At 72.1% G+C, this 17,792-nt stretch carries 16 protein-coding genes; 6 read left to right on the forward strand and 10 right to left on the reverse strand.

Going from position 1 to position 17,792, the window contains the following annotated elements:
• Nucleotides 1–181: 181 nt before the first annotated feature.
• Genes ACZ6SQ_RS15715 through ACZ6SQ_RS15725 form a run of 3 tightly spaced genes read left to right on the forward strand, consistent with a single transcriptional unit; the run spans nucleotide 182 to nucleotide 2,054 of the window.
• Nucleotides 182–706, forward strand: a complete 525-nt coding sequence (locus tag ACZ6SQ_RS15715; protein ID WP_469561605.1) for an ATP-binding protein — start codon at nucleotides 182–184, stop codon at nucleotides 704–706.
• A 5-nt stretch (nucleotides 707–711) separates the two neighbouring features.
• Nucleotides 712–1,308: an ECF RNA polymerase sigma factor SigK gene (gene sigK / locus ACZ6SQ_RS15720; protein WP_469561608.1), complete on the forward strand. Its 597-nt coding sequence runs from the start codon at nucleotides 712–714 to the stop codon at nucleotides 1,306–1,308.
• Nucleotides 1,305–2,054: an anti-sigma factor gene (locus ACZ6SQ_RS15725; protein ID WP_469561609.1), complete on the forward strand. Its 750-nt coding sequence runs from the start codon at nucleotides 1,305–1,307 to the stop codon at nucleotides 2,052–2,054. Before sigK ends, ACZ6SQ_RS15725 begins: the two co-directional genes overlap by 4 nt.
• Before the next feature lie 54 nt (nucleotides 2,055–2,108).
• Here ACZ6SQ_RS15725 and ACZ6SQ_RS15730 read toward each other — a convergent pair whose 3' ends face one another.
• From ACZ6SQ_RS15730 to ACZ6SQ_RS15750, 5 genes are all read right to left on the reverse strand, one after another.
• Nucleotides 2,109–3,977 (reverse strand): RICIN domain-containing protein, encoded by a 1,869-nt coding sequence (locus ACZ6SQ_RS15730; protein ID WP_469561614.1) that lies wholly within the window; start codon nucleotides 3,975–3,977, stop codon nucleotides 2,109–2,111.
• 256 nt (nucleotides 3,978–4,233) lie between these two features.
• Complete coding sequence (locus ACZ6SQ_RS15735) at nucleotides 4,234–5,097, reverse strand: carbohydrate ABC transporter permease (protein WP_469561617.1); 864 nt, start codon at nucleotides 5,095–5,097, stop codon at nucleotides 4,234–4,236.
• A 3-nt stretch (nucleotides 5,098–5,100) separates the two neighbouring features.
• Nucleotides 5,101–6,081: a carbohydrate ABC transporter permease gene (locus ACZ6SQ_RS15740; protein ID WP_469561619.1), complete on the reverse strand. Its 981-nt coding sequence runs from the start codon at nucleotides 6,079–6,081 to the stop codon at nucleotides 5,101–5,103.
• Nucleotides 6,082–6,113: 32 nt separating this feature from the next.
• Nucleotides 6,114–7,394 (reverse strand): extracellular solute-binding protein, encoded by a 1,281-nt coding sequence (locus ACZ6SQ_RS15745; protein WP_469561623.1) that lies wholly within the window; start codon nucleotides 7,392–7,394, stop codon nucleotides 6,114–6,116.
• Nucleotides 7,395–7,497: 103 nt separating this feature from the next.
• Nucleotides 7,498–10,104: a beta-glucosidase gene (locus ACZ6SQ_RS15750; protein ID WP_469561626.1), complete on the reverse strand. Its 2,607-nt coding sequence runs from the start codon at nucleotides 10,102–10,104 to the stop codon at nucleotides 7,498–7,500.
• 190 nt (nucleotides 10,105–10,294) lie between these two features.
• Here ACZ6SQ_RS15750 and ACZ6SQ_RS15755 point away from each other — a divergent pair, with 190 nt between their 5' ends.
• Nucleotides 10,295–10,945: a TetR/AcrR family transcriptional regulator gene (locus ACZ6SQ_RS15755; RefSeq protein ID WP_469561629.1), complete on the forward strand. Its 651-nt coding sequence runs from the start codon at nucleotides 10,295–10,297 to the stop codon at nucleotides 10,943–10,945.
• A gap of 34 nt (nucleotides 10,946–10,979) precedes the next feature.
• Here the strand turns inward: ACZ6SQ_RS15755 and ACZ6SQ_RS15760 are convergent, their stop codons facing one another.
• The 5 genes from ACZ6SQ_RS15760 to ACZ6SQ_RS15780 form a co-directional block, all read right to left on the reverse strand.
• Nucleotides 10,980–11,858, reverse strand: a complete 879-nt coding sequence (locus tag ACZ6SQ_RS15760; RefSeq protein WP_469561632.1) for a TetR/AcrR family transcriptional regulator — start codon at nucleotides 11,856–11,858, stop codon at nucleotides 10,980–10,982.
• Between the two features lie 41 nt (nucleotides 11,859–11,899).
• Complete coding sequence (locus ACZ6SQ_RS15765; RefSeq protein WP_469561635.1) at nucleotides 11,900–12,238, reverse strand: hypothetical protein; 339 nt, start codon at nucleotides 12,236–12,238, stop codon at nucleotides 11,900–11,902.
• Between the two features lie 204 nt (nucleotides 12,239–12,442).
• On the reverse strand, nucleotides 12,443–14,005 hold the full coding sequence (locus tag ACZ6SQ_RS15770; RefSeq protein ID WP_469561638.1) for a serine hydrolase: 1,563 nt from the start codon (nucleotides 14,003–14,005) through the stop codon (nucleotides 12,443–12,445).
• A 102-nt stretch (nucleotides 14,006–14,107) separates the two neighbouring features.
• Nucleotides 14,108–14,689 (reverse strand): NUDIX domain-containing protein, encoded by a 582-nt coding sequence (locus tag ACZ6SQ_RS15775; protein WP_469561641.1) that lies wholly within the window; start codon nucleotides 14,687–14,689, stop codon nucleotides 14,108–14,110.
• A gap of 13 nt (nucleotides 14,690–14,702) precedes the next feature.
• A complete protein-coding gene (locus ACZ6SQ_RS15780; RefSeq protein WP_469561644.1) occupies nucleotides 14,703–15,713 on the reverse strand; it encodes an amidohydrolase family protein in 1,011 nt (336 codons plus the stop codon).
• Between ACZ6SQ_RS15780 and ACZ6SQ_RS15785 the strand changes: the two genes are divergently transcribed.
• Both ACZ6SQ_RS15785 and ACZ6SQ_RS15790 read left to right on the forward strand, forming a co-directional pair.
• Nucleotides 15,658–16,218 (forward strand): RICIN domain-containing protein, encoded by a 561-nt coding sequence (locus ACZ6SQ_RS15785; protein WP_469561647.1) that lies wholly within the window; start codon nucleotides 15,658–15,660, stop codon nucleotides 16,216–16,218. The two genes, ACZ6SQ_RS15780 and ACZ6SQ_RS15785, sit on opposite strands and share 56 nt — an antisense overlap.
• A 166-nt stretch (nucleotides 16,219–16,384) precedes the next feature.
• Nucleotides 16,385–17,137, forward strand: coding sequence for a hypothetical protein (locus tag ACZ6SQ_RS15790; RefSeq protein ID WP_469561649.1), 753 nt, complete (start codon nucleotides 16,385–16,387; stop codon nucleotides 17,135–17,137).
• Nucleotides 17,138–17,792: the final 655 nt, after the last annotated feature.

Below are 17,792 nucleotides of genomic sequence, written 5' to 3' on the forward strand. Positions count from 1 at the left end.
GATTCGAGGCACGGGGAGCCGCGTATGAGTCGCGGGCGAAGTTTTTTTGCGGTGGAGGGAGAGCGGGGAGGGAGGGCAGGAGGTGGCGGGCGAGAAAGACGGGGCCGCCGGCAATCCGGGGCGGCCGCGGCCTCGAATCCCTGACAGAGCAGTGTCATCCCCCCTTCGTCCAGGACCGGTCATGACCACCACCGACCTCCCCCCGTTCCGCGGCAGCGGTGCCGGTCACCGCGTCGCACTGGCCCGCAGCCGCCACGCGCCGGCCGTGGCACGCCGGGTCGCGGGCCGCTGGCTCGCCGTCCACGGCGTGGCGAACGGCCCCGCCTCCGACGCGCTGCTCATCGTCTCCGAGCTGGTCACCAACGCCCTGCGGCACACGAGTGGCCGCTGCACCCTCGTCCTCACCGCGCACGGCACCGTGGTGGACATCGCCGTCGCCGACACCAGCCCGCGGGACCCCCGCGTGCGGGCCGTCACGGACGTGGACGCGACCGGTGGCCGCGGCCTGGCCCTGGTGTGCGCGACCGGGGCCAGGATCACCGTCGCGCACACCGCGTCGGGCAAGACCGTGCACGCCGTGCTCGACCTCGGGCAGGGAACACGGCGTTCCTGGGGTGATCCCGGTGGGCCGGACGACCCCGCCCGGCTGCGCACTCGGCTCCAGGGGTGCAGGATCGCTCGGGAAGAGCACGTCGACGGAACGTGAGTGACATGCCCGGTACCGCCTACGAGGAAGAACCCGAGCCGCCCGCCGCCGAGGACGACCAGAGCGTCGAGGCCCTGCTGGCCAGGGTCGCCGACGGCGACAAGGGGGCGTTCGCGGGGGTCTACCGGGCGATGGCCCGTCCGGTCATGGGACTGACCTGCCGGATTCTGCACGACCCGGCGCAGGCGGAGGAGGTCACTCAGGACGTGATGGTCGAGGTCTGGCGCACGGCGGGCCGCTACCGGCGGGACCGGGGAAGCGCCAAGGGGTGGGTGCTGACCCTGGCCCATCGCCGGGCCGTGGACCGGGTCCGCCATGTGGAGGCGTCGGTACGGCGTGAGCGCCGGGCCGGGGCGGTCGTGGCGGGCCGGGAGCACGACGAGGTCGCCGAGGCCGTCGAGGACGACGACGAGCGCCGGCGGGCCAGGGAGTGCCTGGAACGGCTCTCCCGCATGTACCGCGTCCCCCTCGTGCTGGCCTACTACCAGGGACTGACCTACGTCGAGGTGGCGGCCACACTGTCCGCTCCGGCCGGTACCGTGAAGTCCCGGATGCGCACCGGACTGCGCCTGCTGCGCGACTGTCTGGAGGCCCGCGCATGACGACCGAGGACGATCCGCACCTGGCCGCCGGGGCCTACGTCCTGCACGCACTGCCCCCGGACGAGGAAACCGCCTTCGAACGGCATCTGGAGACCTGTCCGGACTGCCGGCGCGAGGTGGCCGAGCTCTCCGAGACGGCGGCCGGGCTCGCGCTCATCGGCACCGAGCCGACGCCCGTGCCGGACCGTCTCCTCGACAACCTGCTGCGCGAGATCGACCGCACCCCGCAGAACCGTCCCGCGCCCGCCGCCCGGCCGCCCGTCCGGCGGCGCGGGCGCGTGCTGTCCTGGGCACTGGCCGCCAGTGTCGCCGCCGCGGCGCTCGGCGGCGTCGCGGTCTGGCAGTACGACCGGGCCGAGGACGCCCGTGCCCAGACCGCGGCGCTCCAGAGCGTGAGGCAGGCCCTGACCGAGGTGCTGACCGCGCCGGACGCCACGGTGCACACCGCGGAACTCACCGGCGGCGCCGCCGCCGCCGTCGTCGTCTCCCGCACCGCCGACCGGGCCGCCTTCGCCGCCGCGGGACTCCCGGCGCTCGACGACGGCAAGGTGTACGAGCTGTGGTACGCCGCCCCGTCGGGCAGCCTGCGCCCGGCCGGTCTCCTGCCCGGTACCGGGGACCGTTCGGCCCGGGTCCTGGCCGGGCCCCTCGGCGAGGCGGTCGCCGTCGGCATCACCGTCGAACCGGCCGGCGGATCGGCCCAGCCCACCTCGGAGCCGCTCGGGCTCATCGAGGTCAGTGCGTGAGGTGCGCGCCGACGGGGCCCGGCGACGCGCGCCGGGCCCCGCCGTCCGCGCGGGTCAGCTGGTCAGGGCGAACCGCTGCGCGTTCGAGCTGGTGCAGGGCTGCTGGGAGAGCCGGGCCCCGTTGGCGGTCGAGGCGTTGTTCACCGTGAGGCACTTGCCGCTGTGGCGGGCGACGAAGCGGTACTGGCCGCCCGTGCCGACGGCCTCGGGACGCCACTGCTGGTTGGTGCCGCCCACATAGCTCCACAGGTGGATCTGGGTGCCGTCGGCGGTGGCACCCGGACCGCCGTCGACGTCCCACACCTTGGTGTTGAACTGGTTGACGGCCTGGTAGTAGCCGTTGCTCGTCGGACGGAACTGCCACCGCTGGTTGGTGCCGGTGCCGCAGGACCACTGCTGCAGCGCGGTGCCGTCACCGGTGCCCCAGTCGGCGGCGTCCAGGCAGGCGTTGCTGCCCGCGTTGACGACGCGGTACCAGGCGGCGGAGTCGATGGGACCGCCCGGGTTGTCACCGCCGCCGGTCCAGACGACGGTCGCCACGGCGCCCGCCGGGAGGGTGTAGGCGAGGGTCCTGCCCCCCTCGGTCAGCGAGAACCGCTGGGCGCCGGAAGCGGTGTTGACCACGTAGGCGGCGAAGGAGCCGTCGGGGTTCTGGAAGGTGACGTTCTGCACGCCGCCGGCGCCCTGGCTGGTGGAACCGACCCGGGTGGCGCCGGGCTTGATGAACTTGGTGACGTGGCCGAGCACGTAGTACTCGGCGTTGCGGGTGACGTTGCCGTTCGCGATCTCGACGACACCGTTGCACCGGTTGGTGCAGTGGCCCTGGTGCGGGCCGCCGTTCTGGTCCAGGGCGAGGTTCCAGTTGACGACCGTCTCGCCGCCGTTGCGCATGTTCTGCACGACGAGGTTCTCGGCGTGCCAGCGCAGGGTGTCGGCGAAGGTAGTGGCGGTGTTGGCGCTGTCGGTGCCGGAGCACTCGGTGAAGAAGACCCGCTTGCCACCGTTGACGACCTGCTGCTGCGCCGAGGGCGCTCCGCCGTAGCAGTGGAAGGCCGCGCCGATCACCCGCGGGATGTTCGGGGCGGCGTTGAAGACCTCCAGCGGATAGTTGGGGTGGTCCCAGTTGTGGTCGTAGGCGAGGACGTTGGTGGGCAGCCCGTTCGCGGTCAGGGTCTGGTCGAGCACCTTGAGGAAGGCGGCCTGCTCGCCCGAGGTCATCGACATCGACGGGTAACTGGTCGCGAACTCGGGCTCGTTCTGGACGGTGAGGTCGGTGAGGGTGATGCCCTGCTGTCCGTAGGCCTTGATCGCCTTGACCAGGTAGTCGGCGTAGGCCTGGTACTGGTCGGTCCTGAGGCTGCCGCCGTTCAGGGAGTTGCCGGTCTTCATCCAGGCGGGCGGTGACCAGGGCGAACCCATGAAGCGGATAGAGGAGTTGAGGGCGGTCGCCTGCTTGACGACGGGGATGATCTCCTGCTGGTCGCGGGAGATGGAGAACGATCCCCGGGTGTCCTCGTAGGTGTAGAAGCCGCCGGAGTTGAAGTCGGTGCTGCCGAGCGGCTGACGAAGGTAGTTCAGCCCGATGCCCTCGGTGGTGGAGAACAGGGACTTCATCAGGTCGGCGCGGCGGTCCGCGGGCAGGCTCTGGACGAGGTGGGCGGACGCCTCGGTGACGGAGGCGCCGGCGCCGGTGAACTTCTGGCCCCTGCTGCCCGCGTCGACCCGGATGTCGATGGGCTGGACCGGGCTGTTGAAGGTCACGGTCTCGGCGCTGAGCTTCCTGGCGCCGTCCGGGGTGGTGACCCAGACCTGGGCCGTGGGGTCGGCGGCCCGGGCGGAGGTGGTGCCGGCGGCGAGACCGGCGACGGCGAGGACGAGGGCGGCGCCCGCGGCGCGGGCCCGGATCGTCGTTCTGGTGGACACGGTGCGGCTCTCCTTCGGTGGGGTGACCTGGTGCGAGGAGGTGGTGCACCCGGACCGCGGCGGGGCGGGCACGTGCGTGCTCGCGCGGCGTTCCGGAGATGGGGAGGGGTGTTCGGCTGCTTCGGCCCGTCACGGGGCGCTGCTTCGGACCGTCACGGGGGCGCTGCTTCGGACCCGGCACGGGGGCGCTGCTTCGGACCCGGCACGGCGACGCTTCAGGCCCGTCGTGGCGACTGCTTCGGGCCCGCTGCGGCGACTACTTCAGGCCCGTCGTGGCGATGCCCGCGATGAAGTGGCGCTGGAAGAGGAGGAAGACGACGAGTACGGGGATCAGGACGACGGCCGCTCCGGCGAGCAGGACGCCGTAGCGGGTGAAGTCCTGGCCGCTGCTGACGAGGGCGAGGCCGACGGGCAGGGTGTACTGGTCCTCGTTCTGGGCCACCACCAGCGGCCACAGGAAGTTGTTCCAGGAGCCGAGGAAGCTGATGATGCCCAGGGTGGCGAGGGCTGGCCTGGTCATCGGCAGGATGATCCGCCAGAAGATCGCGGTCTCCCCGCAGCCGTCCATCCGGGCGGCGTCGATCAGCTCGTCCGGCAGCGAGCCGATGAACTGCCGCATCAGGAACACCCCGAAGGGCGCGGCGAGGAACGGCAGGACCAGCCCGAGCAGCGAGTCGGTGAGCCCCAGGTTGGTCGTGAGGACGTACAGGGGCACGAAGGTGACGAGGCCGGGCACCATGAGGGTGGCGAGGACCAGGGCGAAGACGGCCCGGCGGCCGCGGAACTCCAGTTTCGCCAGGGCGTAGCCGAGCATCGAGCAGAAGAGCAGGTTGCCGGCGGTGACGGCGAGGGCGACGACGAGCGAGTTGGTGAACATGCCGACGAAGTCGAGGCTGTCGAAGAGTTCGGCGTAGTTGGCGGTGGTCGGCTCGGTGGGGACCAGGACCGGGGGCACCTCGCGGATGTCGGACTCGGGTTTGAAGGAGCCCGAGAGCATCCACAGGAAGGGCACGGTCATGACGAGGAGGACGCCCGTCATGGGCAGGTAGAGCCACGGGTTGCCCCAGCGCTGCCGGGTGCGGCGCCTTCGGGCGAGTCGGGTGACGGCGGTGGTGGCCATGGGTCAGTCCTTCTCCCGCAGCACACGGAACTGGAGCACGGTCAGTGCCGCGATGAGCACGAAGACGACGTAGCTGGCCGCCGCGGAGTAGTCGTAGTTGCCGTAGCCGAACTGGCGGTAGGAGAACATCGTGGCGGACAGCGTGGAGTCCAGCGGGCCGCCGTTGGTCATGACGAACGGCTCGTCGAAGAACTGGAGATAGCCGATGCCGGTGGTGACCGAGGTGAGCAGCAGGGCGGGGCGCAGCAGCGGGAAGGTGACGCGCCAGAACCGCTGCCAGGGGCCGGCGCCGTCGAGCTCGGCCGCCTCGATGAGGGACCGCGGGACGCCCTGGAGTCCGGCCAGCATGATGATCATGACGGTGCCGAGGTTGCGCCACACGGCCATCGCGATCATGACGGGGAGGGCGAGACGGGTGTCGGCGAGCCAGGCGGGGCCGTCGACGCCGGCCCAGCCGAGTGCGGTGTTGACGAGTCCGGCGCGGGGTTCGAGCAGGGTCTTCCACACGACGGCGATGGCGACGACGCTGGTGACGACGGGCAGGTAGAGCCCGACGCGGAAGACGGCCCGGAAGCGGCGGACGCCCCGGTCGAGGACCACGGCGGCGGCGAGACCGGCCGCGAGGGTCAGGGGCAGGCCGAACAGGACGAACACGCCGGTGTTGCGCAGGGCGGTGAAGAACACCGGGTCCTGGAACAGCTTCACGTAGTTGTCCAGGCCGACGAAGCCGACGGCGAGCGGCGTCCGGAGGTCCGCGCTCTTGGTGTCCGTGACGCTCATCAGCAGCGACCAGGTCACCGGCAGCAGCATGAACACGGCGAACAGGGCGAGGAACGGCAGTGCCAGGGTCCATGCGGCGCGGCTCTGGCGCCGGGCCCTGGTGGGCCTGGTGACGAGCGGGCGCCTTGGGGTGTCCGACTTCGCCCGCGGCGGGTGTGCCGGTGTCCTGGTGGGCGGCGGCCCGGGGGTTCGGGTGGAGGGCATGGCGGTGTGGTCCGTCCGTGGGGTGGGCGGGATCAGCGTCCGGTGCCGATGGAGGTGGCCTGGGACTGGAGCGCCTTGCGTACGTCGTCGGGTGTGGCCTTGCCGAGGGCGAGCTTCTCCAGCTCGGAGTCGATGACCGAGGCGATCTGCTGCCAGGTGGTGAGCGCCGGCGGGGCCTTGGTGACCTCCAACTGCTCGCGGAACGCGGCGAGTTTGGCGTTGCCGGACATGCGCTCGTCGTCCCAGGCGGCGGTGGCGGCGGGCAGCTGTCCGGTGCCGGCGCCGTAGGTGGCGAGGTTCTTGCCGTCGGTGAGGAAGCGGACGAACTTCCAGGCGGCGTCCTTGTTGTCGCTGCTGCGGAAGACGGCGAGGTCGCTGCCGCCGGCCAGACCGGCTGCCTGCTTGTTCACCGGCAGCGGTACGGTCTGCCACTTGGCATCGAGTTCGGGGCTGTCCTTGTGGAGGTTGCCGCCGACGCCGGCGCCCTGCTGGAGGGTGGCGATCAGACCGTCGTGGAAACCCTGCGGGCCGTCGGTCTTGTCGGTGGGCGCCATCCTCGCGTCGAAGATCTTGCCGTAGTAGTCGAGGGCCCGGGCGACCTCGGGGGTGTCGAAGGTGAACGTCTTCGTCTTCGGGTCGTAGATGTCGCCGCCGCTCTGCCACACCATGGGGAGCCAGAACAGCCAGGCGTTGAACCCGGTCTGGAGGCCGGAGGCGTAGCGCAGTTTCGGGTTCTGCTTGCCGGCGGTCCGCTGGAGGGCCTGGAGGTCGGCGTAGAAGCCGTTCCAGTCGGTGGCGGGCCGGTCGATGCCTGCCTTCGCGGCGAGGTCGGCCCGGTAGTAGATCACCGACGTGTCGGCGATGAAGGGCACTCCGTACGCGGTGTCGCGGTATTCGGTGGTGGCCCACTGACCCGGGAAGAAGGAGTCGGCGGGTATCTCCTTCGGCGTGGCCTCGAAGCCGTTCATGGCGGCCATCTCGGCCATCCAGGTGGAGCCGACGAGGGACAGGTCGGGGCCGTTGCCGCCCGCGATGGCAGTGGTCAGCTTGTCGTGCGCGGCGTCCCAGGGAACCGGGGTGATCCGGATGTCGGCTTCGGGGTTCTGCTTCTCGAACTCCTTGGCGAGGGCCTCCAGGGTCGGGTCGGGGTCGCCCATGGACCACATGGTGACCTCGCCCTTGGCGGGCCCTTCACCGAGGGCGGCGGCCGCCTTGTCCGGGCCGCTGTCCTCGCCGCGGCCGCAGGCGGTGGCCAGCAGCAGGGCGGCGAGTGAGGCGGTGGTGACTCTCGCGGCGCGGGTGGTGCGGGACATGCTCATCACTCCTGGTGTGCGGGCGGTGCGCGGATGGGCCGGCGCGCGACAGGTCAGGCTGCGCGCGCCGGTGCTGAGGGGGCGGTGTCCGGCCCGGGGTGGGTCAGCGGGCGGGGCGCAGGGTGTGCCGGGTGCCGGTGGCGTCGGCCGGGACGTCGAGGTCCAGGTCAAGGTCGAGGGCCAGGCGCAGATCGCGGCTGGAGCGGCCGATGCGCAGCCGGTGCCGTCCGGTGCGCGGTCGCCAGCCCTTGCCGTCGTCCCAGTACTGGAAGGCCCGCCAGGGCAGGGTCAGGGTGACCTCGGCGGTGTCGCCGGCCGTGACCTCGGCGACCGCGAACCCGGCCAGGACGCGGACGGGGTCGTCGTCGGGGGCGCCCGGGGCCGGTGCCTCCAGATAGGCCTGGACGACCTCGCTTCCGGTCCGGGGCCCGGTGTTGGCGAGGGTCACCGTGACCTGGGGTCCGTCCCCGCCCGCGGGGCGTGCCAGGTCGGCGGGGACGGACAGTTCGTGGGCGCGGGCGCCGGTGTAGGACCAGGTGGTCCAGCCCAGGCCGTGTCCGAAGGGGAAGGCGGGGGCGGTGCCGGAGCGGTCGTAGGCGCGGTGGCCGATGTGCAGCCGCTCCCGGTAGTCGACGACGCCGTCGACCGGTACGGCGTGGGGGACCGGGACGTCGGCGGGGTGTGCGGGCAGGGTCCACGGCAGGCGGCCGGCGGGCTCGGCGCGGCCGAGCAGGACGTCGGCGAGGGCGTGCCCCGCCTCCTGGCCGGGCAGCCAGGCCCAGAGCAGGGCGGGCACCTGGTCGGCCCAGGGCAGCAGCACCGGGGCGCCGGCGTTGACGACCACGACCGTGCGGGGGTTGGCGGCAGTGACCGCGCGCACCAACTGGTGCTGCTGCGAGGTGAGTTCGAGGTCGAGGCGGTCCCAGCCCTCGGACTCGATCTCCTCGTTGGTGCCGATGACGACGACCGCGACATCGGCGGCCCCGGCGGCCGTGACGGCCTCGGCGATCTCCTCCTCGACCGTAGGGCCGGGCGGCTGGTGGCGTACGTGGGCGGTGACGAAGTGGCCGTATCCCTCGCCGTCGACGACGTGCAGGGCGATCCTCAGGTCCAGTTCGACGGGGGTGTCGCCCACGCGCACGGTGTGCCGGTGGGTTTCGGGGTGGCTGTGGCTGGATTCGAGGATCAGCTCGACGCCCCGGTCGTCGTCGCCCGAGTGGACGCGTTCGCCGTCGAGGGCGACCGTGAAGCGCCCGGCGCACCCGAACTCCAAGGTGTGGGTGCCCTGTTCGGCCAGGGTGACCCGGCCGGTCAGCACTACGTCGGCCACCTCCTCCGGCAGGCGGTGGAACCCCCAGTCTCCGGTGGCGCGGACCTCCTCCCCCAGCGTCGAGCCGTCCTCGGCCAGGTACCTGGCGTGCAGCCCGGCGAGGCGCGAGGGTTCGACGAACGGGGCGTGTCTGCGGGAGGACCCGCCGCGGTGGACGCTCAGTTCCACCTCGTCCGGCAGGGCGGCCCGCAGTCCCTCCGCGAAGCCCACGGTGCGTACGGCGGGGACGTAGGCGCTGCCGCCGCCCTGGAGGTAGGGTGCGACCGCGTTGGGGCCGATCAGCGCGACACGGGCGAGCCGCCGCGCGTCCAGCGGCAGCAGACCGCCTTCGTTGCGCAGCAGGACGGTGCCCCGGGTGACGACCTCGCGCAGCACGGCGAAGTCCTCCTCGCCGACCGGTGCGGGCGGGCCGGCGACGGGTGGCGGCGGGGCCTGCTCGCCGGGGGTCCAGGGCTCGGTGAGCCTGCCGACCCGGGAGGCCAGGCGCATCAGCCGCAGGATCTTGTCGTCCACGACCGCCTCGTCCACCTCGCCGCCGCGGACCGCCGCGACGAGGGCGGCGCCCCACGGGCCGTCGGGGCCGGGCATGACGAGGTCGAGCCCGGCGTTCGCCGAGGCGGCGGTCGTCCGGGTGGCCGCCCAGTCGCTGATCACCGCCCCGTCGAAGCCCCACTCGTCCTTCAGCACACCGCGCAGGACGCGGTGGTGTTCCAGCACGGGGGCGGACTCGACGCCGTCGTCCAGTCCGGAGTAGGCGCCCATCACGCTCCAGGGGCCGGCCTCGGCGACGATGCGTTCGAAGGGGGCCAGATAGACCTCACGGAGCGTCCGGGCGTCGATCCTCGACCGGTACCGGGTGCGGTCCGTCTCGGAGTCGTTGGCGACGAAGTGCTTCAGACAGGCCGCGACGCCCTCTTTCTGAAGGCCGCGGACGAGTGCGGCGCCGAGCGCGCCGGACAGCAGGGGGTCCTCGGAGAGGCATTCGAAGTGGCGTCCGGCGACCGGGGTGCGCTGGAGGTTGACCAGGGGTGCGAGGACGACGTCGACGTTCTTGCGGCGGGCCTCGGTGGCGAACAGGCGGCCCAGCCGCTCCGCCAGGCCGGTGTCCCAGGTGGCGCCGGTCGCGCTCGGAGCCGGTGCCAGCAGCCCCGTCCCGCCGGGCACCGCGCCGGTGCCGCGCACGCCCTGCGGTCCGTCGGAGGTGACGACCGGGTGCAGGCCGAGGCGCGGCTCCGCGTGCAGGGCCCAAAGGGTCGCCCCGGTCAGCAGGCGCACCTTCTCCGCCAGGTCCAAGCCCTGGATCAGCTCGGCCCAGTTGCTCTCGTCCGCCGGTTCCGGCCGGGCCGGGGAGGCGGAGACTGCGGGCGACAGGACGGGCATGGGGATCCTTTCGAGCCGTATCGGCGGCATGTCGTCGTGATGACGGCCACATGAAAGCACACCTGCTAAGTACTTAGTAAGTGACAGAGATCACACTTACTAAGTAGTTGGTAAGTGGTGTGGATCACACATCGCCGACGGGCCCCGGAAGTCGATCAACGGGGATTACGAGAGGTTTATGCTGTCGCAGGTGAGTAACCACTCGGTAGGCAGAACGGCCCGCAGGGGCGGGCCCCGCACACCTCGCAGCGCGGAGGCCAAGCAGCGGCAGCAGGACATCCTGGGCATCGCGATGGACACGTTCGCCGCCCGCGGCTACAACAACGCCTCGCTCCAGGAGATCGCCGACCGCGCCGGACTCACCCAGGCAGGCGTCCTGCACTACTTCCGCACCAAGGCCCAGCTCCTCACCAGCGTCCTCGAACTGCGCGACCACAGCGACATCGAGCAGCTCGGCCCTGTCCGACCGCACGGGCTGGAGTTCCTGCACCACCTCGTGGACACCGCCCGCCGCAACGCGGAGCGCGAGGGCATCGTGCGGCTCTACGCCGTACTGTCCGCCGAGTCCGTCACCGACGACCACCCCGCGCAGTCCTACTTCCGCGACCGCTACACCGGACTGCGGGCCTTCGTCGCCGACGCGCTGCGCGAGGCCGCGGGACTGCCGGAGGACGACGCCCGCGTCGAGCCCGCCGCCAACGCGGTCATCGCCGTCATGGACGGCCTCCAGGTCCAGTGGCTCCTGGCGCCCGGCTCCGTCGACATGGCGGTGTCGACGGACCTCGTCGTGTCCTCCCTCCTCAGCACGCTGGCGCCCGACCGGTTCCCCGTCGGCCGGTGACGAGCACGGCGGGCGGTCACTCGCCGGACAGGCCTCAGGCCGAAGGCTGCGCCTCGAGGCGGCAGCCGAGGCCTTCCGGTGCCCGGTAGTCGGCGCCCAGCCCCATCCGGGACACGGAGTCGAGCATCAGCATCTCGAACAGCGGCTCCAGATCCGTGATCAGCGGCGGCAGGTGCTCGAACACCTCCAGGGCCACCTGCCCGAACAGGGTGCGCCAGCAGCCCAGCATGACGACCAGCGCGCCGAGGGGGATCTCGACGCCCGTGGCGGCGCGGTAGTCGGCGATCTGGCGGCGCACTCTCGGATCCAGCTCGTCATCGGCCAGGATCGGATAGGGACGGGCCGCCCAGAGCCGCATGTGCTCGGCGCCCCAGAGGCCGGCGAGTTCCCGTACCCACTGGGCGGTCACATCGGTGTGGGTCACACCGGACGCGACGGTGGGGGTGCCGAACAGCAGCCTGAACTCCTGGCGATGCGCCAGGGCCCAGCGGCGGAACACCCGGGCGGGGGCGATCAGCCGGGCCGCGTGGTCCGACTCGCGCTCCCCCTCGATGGCCTCCCGCAACCGGCCGGTGAGTTCGGCGACGATGTCCCGGGCCGTGTGCCGCACGATGTCCCCGAGGTCGTCGAAGTGACGGTAGAGCGCCGCCGGGGTCACCCCGACCCGCCGGGCGATCTCGGCGAGGGTCAGTGCTTCCACGCCCTGGCGGGTGATGACGTCCCGCGCCGCCGCACGGACGTCCCTCGACATCGCGCGACGCTGCCTCTCCCGACGGGTGGGGGCGGCCGTCGGCGGGGCGTCCGGCCGCGCGTGCTCGGGGAGCACGACGAACACGTTGACCGTCCTCACGTCACCGCCGCCGGTGATGTACTGCGTGCCGCCCTGATGCGCCGCGTTCGTCTGCCCCGGCATCGCGGCAGCCGAGCCGACGCCCCCGGGCTCCGCCTCGCCCTTCACCGCCGGACCCGGCTCTCGCCACGGACGGTGACGTCGCCGCTGAGGGTGATGTGCTGTGTCCCGCCGTCGTGGGCGATGTTGTGCTGGGCCAGGGTCAGCCGGTCCAGGGGCGGCCGGTGTCCGTCCTCCGGGGCCTGCGCGCGAGCCCCGGCGCCGTCCGCGGCGACAGGACCGGGTCGCCCCGGCCCGCCTCCGTCCGGCTCCCCCCGCCGCCGGGCCGGCCCTCGGCCGAACAGTCCCGCGCACCGCAGCCTTGCGGCTCCCCAGACGTCTGTCGCCACGGCTCCCGCCACCGCCGCTCCCCCGCCCGCGGCCAGCCCCCACAACGTTTCCAACAGCACCGTTCCTCCGCTCACCCCGTGGCATCCCGCCGTGCCCGTACCTGGGAAACGCCCGTCGGCGTCACCGGGTAACGGGCCGTTACTTTGCTTGTGGGCGTTGCCCGGTGCGCGGGGCGCGCGGGCCTCCGCTCGGCGTACGCCGAGCGTGTCGCGGGAGCGCGCACGGGCCGGGGCCGCGTTCGCCGGACCGCGTGGGCGTCAGGGCGCAGGCCCGGTCCGGGTGAAGGTGCCGAGGCCCTCGGCGTTCAGGTACTCGACGGTGAAGGACTTCCCGTCCGGGGTGAAGGTGACCCCGGTGAGGCCGACGGCGTTCTCGCCGGCGGTCCGGAAGCTGAACGTGTCGCCGTCGTAGTGCGTGAGGCGGTACGACTGCGGCTTCGGCCCCAGCCGGAGTGTCAGGGTGCCGTCCGTGCCCGCGACGACCTGGGCCGGGCCGTAGTAGTCGCTCCGGAACGTCCCCGTATAGGTGCCGGTGGGCTTCGCGGGCTCGGCGCCGGAGGGCGGGTGGGCGTAGTCGGTCTTCGACCTGCCCGCGTCCTCCTGCTGCTGGTACAGCGCGTCGACGAGCGGGATCCAGTCCCGGCTGACCTTCCCGTGCTCCGCGATGTCGAAGAAGTCCAGGGCGACGGCGTCGGCGACCCCTACCGGTGAGGTGTTGGTCAGGACGACGATGCCGAGCTGTTCGCCGGGCAGCATGGTGACGTTGGTGTGCGCGCCCAGCGCGAACGCGCCGGTGTGCGAGAGCCTGAGCCGGCCCGCGTCGTCGTAACTCACGTTCCAGCCGAGGCCGTAGAAGCCGGTCCGGGCGGCCGGGGCCCCGGGCGGGTTGGCGACCGACTCGGGCCAGTGGGTGCGCTCCAGGGCCTCGGCGTCGATGATCTGCTTGCCGTCGAGCTTGCCGTCCGCGAGCTGGAGCCGCATCCAGACCGCCATGTCACGGGCGCTGGAACTGACCCCGCCGGCGGGTGACTGCGCGTCCGGATCCCTCACGTACCGCGCCGTCCAGTCGCCGTCGGCGGTCTCCACATGGCCCCAGGCCCGGTTCCGTGCCTTCGCGAAGTCCTCGAAGCGCGAGCTGGTGGACGCCATACCGGCGGGCTCGTAGAGGGTGTCGGCGGCGAGCTTCTCCCAGCTCGTGTTCTTCTCGTCGGCGACGGCCTGGGCGGCGGCCGTCAGACCGAAGTTGGTGTACGCGTAGCTCGCGCGGAACGGCGCGAGGGGCTCGTAGCGCAGATGGGACAGGACGTACGCCCTGTCGTAGCCGAGGTCCTCGAGGAGGTCGCCGGCGTGGTCGGGCAGGCCGCTGCGGTGCGAGAAGAGGTCGGCGGCCGTCACATGGCGGGTGACCCACGGGTCCTTGAGCCGGAAGTCCGGCACGTTCGGCGCGACGGGCTCGCTCCAGCCGTCGACGCCCACGGCACCGGCGACGACGGTGGAGGCGATCGGTTTGGAGACGGAGGCCAGCTGGAAGACGGTGTCGGCGTTCACCGCCGCCTTCTCACCGGCCTTCCGGACGCCGTAGCCCTTGAGATGGACGACCTCGCCCTCGTGGACGACGGCCACGGCCACTCCGGGCGCCCCGGTGCGTTTCATGGCCCCCTCGACCACCTGGTCCAGCTGGTCAACGGCCCGCTGGACATCGGCGTCGTCCAGCTGGGGCGGCGGCTGCGGCGGGGGCGGCGAGGGCCCCGGCGCACTCACCCCGAGCAGCGCGGTCAGTCCGGCCGCGGCCATGCATCCGAGAAGGCTCACATCTTCCATTGAAGGACGCGTGGCACGTTCTGTCGCGCGATGACCGGATCGGTCGCGGACGGCCGGACCGGATGCGCCGGTCCTGCAGGGCCTGGCCGGTGCAGGGCCGGGTCAGTACAGAGGCGGGCCGGGGCGGGCGGCCGGGTCGTCCTCCGGGTCGCCGTCCCAGTCCCAGGTGTCGAGGTAGGCCGCAACGCCTGTGCCGCGGGCCCGCATGACACCGTCGAGGCGTTCGAAGTCCCGACGGGGCATCAGATGGCGCCAGTCCTCCAGGGCCAGCACGCGCACCTCGTCGTGCTCCGCGGGCGAGAGCGTGATGTGCGCGATCTGTTCGTCGGTGAGTCGGCCGCCGTCGAAGACATAGCCCACGGTCGCGTGCGGCCATGCCGCGCCGGGCAGTCCGAACACGGCCGCGAGCAGCCTCGGCGGTCCGTCGACCACCAGCCCGGTCTCCTCCTGGGTCTCGCGGACGGCGGTGTCCCACGGCCGTTCGCCCTCCTCCGCCGTGCCACCGGGCCACTGCCAGGGGTGTTCCACGGTGTAGACAGCGTGGAGCTGGAGGGGCCGGTCGTGCCGGTCGGTGAAGAAGAACGCGCCGAACACCGTCGCCTTCGGCAGGGTCGCGGCGTACTCCTCCGGCGGCAGCCAGAACTCACCGGCGGCGGCCGCGTCGTCGGGGACGGAAGTCGTCATCGTCGGCCTCGGTTCAGCAGGTTGGCGGCTGTCTACGGAGTCCAACGAGGCGGCGCGGTGTTTCAGGACATGTCTTTCGGTCGGCTCCTGGCCGAATCCCTTCACCCGTCCCCGATGGTGACGTGAGGTCAGGTGCGGTCGGGTGTGGCCAGGTGCGGTCGGGTGTGGCCAGGTGCGGGAAGAGCCGTCGGGCGTTGCGGGTCGTCAGGGAGCGCCAGGTGTGCGGGGCCGGCTGAGCGGCCGAGTCGAGGGAGGCGATCTGGGCCGCGGCGCCCTGGTGGGGAGTGAAGCAGTAGTCGCTTCCGTAGAGGAGCCGTTCCGTGCCGAACGCGGCGGCCAGGGCCGGGACCTGGTACGGGAACGGGGTACCTGCCATGTCGAACCACAGGCCCGCGACCTGTTCCGGAACGGGGTCCGGGTCCCCGCCCGTGGCAGTGTGGGCGGCGAAGACACTGCGGAAGAGTTCCATGCGCTGGGTCAGCAGGGGCAGCGTCCCTCCCCCGTGCGTGAAGATCCAGGGGATGTCCGGGTACTGCCGCAGGCGCCCGCTGAAGACGAGGTCGCTCACCGCGCGGGTGGAGTCGAAGACGAACTCCAGCATGGGGCGCGGGCGTCCGAGGGAGACCGCCTCCTGGTTCGGCGGTGAGGTGGGGTGCACGAAGACGGGTGTGCGGCGGCGGTCGAGTTCGGCGAGCAGCGGCTCCAGCCGGGGATCGCCGGGGTAGACGCCGTGGGCGTTGGTCTCGAGGGTGACGCCGTCGCTGCCGAGCACGTCCATGGCGTGGGCGAGTTCGTCGAGGGCGGCGTCGACATCGGGCAGCGGGAGGGAGGCGAAGTGGCCGAAGCGGCCGGGGTGGGACCGCTTCAGGGCGGCTCCGGTCTCGTTGACGTGGCGGGTCAGGTCGCGCGCGGCCCTGTCGTCGCCGAAGTGGGTGCCGGGCGAGGAGATCGACAGCAGGGAGGTCGCGATGCCCCACTCGTCCATCAGCTCCAGGTGGCGTTCGGCGTTCCAGCCGATCGCCACCGACTTCGACGGCACGGTGTGCCGGGCCTGGTTCGGCACCGGCGGCCTGACCGGCAGCGGCGACGCGGCCGGAGTCGTGGACGGCGGGCTCCACCGGCTGGTCGCCTCGGGCAGCGGCCACTGCCTCGATGTGGCGGGTGACTCCCGCACGGCCGGCGGCAACGTCCAGCAGCGGACCTGCAACGGACTCGGCCCCCAGGACTGGACCCTGCGGGCCCACGGCGGCGGCCACTTCACCCTGACCGGCCGCAACAGCGGCTTGTGCCTGGACGTGGAGAACGGGTCCCCGGCACCGGGCGCGAACGTCCGGCAGTGGTACTGCAACGGGCAGTCCGCCCAGGACTGGCGACTGGAGAACGTCGGCCGGGGCTACTACCGGCTGGTCGTCCGCTCCAGTGGACAGTGCCTGGACGTGGCCGCGGGCTCGCGGGAGCCGGGTGCCGATGTCCAGCAGTGGACCTGCAACGGCCTCCAGCCGCAGATCTGGCGCCTCCGGCGGGTCTGAAGGACCGCGAGGTCAGCCGGCCTGGTCAGGATCCTCCGCCCGCCCCCTCATCTCCGGACTGCGGCCGGGTGAGGGGGCGCATATCCTGGAAAGAGCTGCTCCGCCCGCTCCTCGTCCTTCCCTCCCCTCCTCCCCCCTCTCCTTCGATGTGTGTGGGAGCCGTGCGATGGACCTGTCACCGGTCGAGATCAAGGTCAATGTCGAGGGCGACGTCCCTGCCGCGGTGTCGGCACTCGGCGGGGGGAACGGTCCGATGACGACGCGTCGGATCTGGTTCGCCGAGGACCGCGACGGTGTCAGCGAGGGGCGGCTGCCCCTCCTGACCGGCGGCGTGATCGTACGGTTCAGAATCGGCGGCGGGGGCGACGATCTGACGGTCAAGTTGCGCCCCTGCGAACGGGAACAGCTCGTCGGCCGGTTCGCCGCGCCCTTCGAGGTGCGACCGCTCACGTACAAGATCGAGCATGACTGGTCGGCCGGCGGGCGGGTGCTGGCCGCTTCTCTCGTACGCGACCACCCGCCGGGCGCGCTGTCCGGCGCGGTGGCCCCCGGGGGCGATCCCGCGCTGCCGGTCGACGCCCTGCAGGATCAGTTCCTGCATGCCTGCGCTCCCGATGTCCCGGTGGACGCGCTGGTCGCGCTCGGGCCGGTCCTGGCGACCAAGTTCGACGACGTCCCGCTCGACGATCTGGAGGTCGACCTGGAGGCGTGGTCGGTCGCCGGACTGGAGTTCCTGGAGTGCTCGATCCGGGTGAAGCCCAAGGATGATGACGACGCCGAGGAGTTCGTCGCTCGGGCCGAGCGGAAGCAGCGGAAGCTGTTGGATGCGGTGCGGGGGCGTGGGGTGACGGTCTCGGAGCACGCCGAGAACAAGACCAAGCGTGTCCTCACCGCGCTGGCGATGGCCACCCAGCACTGAGGGCTCGCCGCCGGGCCTGTGAGAGACCTCGACCACGGCTCACCCCTGCCCGCTCGCGTAGTTCCCCGCGCCCCCTAAAAGATTGCGCAGTTCCCCGCGCCCCCAAGACAGGGCGCGGGGCTGTATCGATTTGCGGCTCCGCCGCGCGGACGCGAGCAACCACCGACCTAAGGGGCGCGGGGAACTGCGCGACCAGCCACGGGAGACCCGCACTCGCTAACGCGCGCGAGCCACCCACCCCCTAAGGGGCGCGGGGCTGTATCGATTTGCGGCTCCGCCGCGCGGGCGCGATCAGCCATCGACCACCCGCACCCGAGAACCCAAGGGGCGCGGGGAACTGCGCGAACGGCCACCGGGGACCCGCACCCGCAAACGACGAAGGACTGTCGAGCAATTGCAAAACTGACGCGACATCTTGCGTCCACTTGTCGACGATGGTTGAGTGTGCCGCGCCCCACACAACGCATCGGTGTCGGGCAACCTCCACGCACATGCCCGAAGGGGATCCGCATGAGTAGAACCCGGTTCCGCCGCAGTCGTCGTGCCGGCGCCGCCGCCCTCGTCTCCGCGCTGACGCTGACCGCGCTCGCCGCCTGCGGCACGAGCAGCAGTGACGACGAGGGTGGTGAGCGGTCGGGGAGCGGGTCCTCGGATC

The sequence above is a fragment of the Streptomyces sp. NPDC048600 genome, from assembly GCF_055587025.1.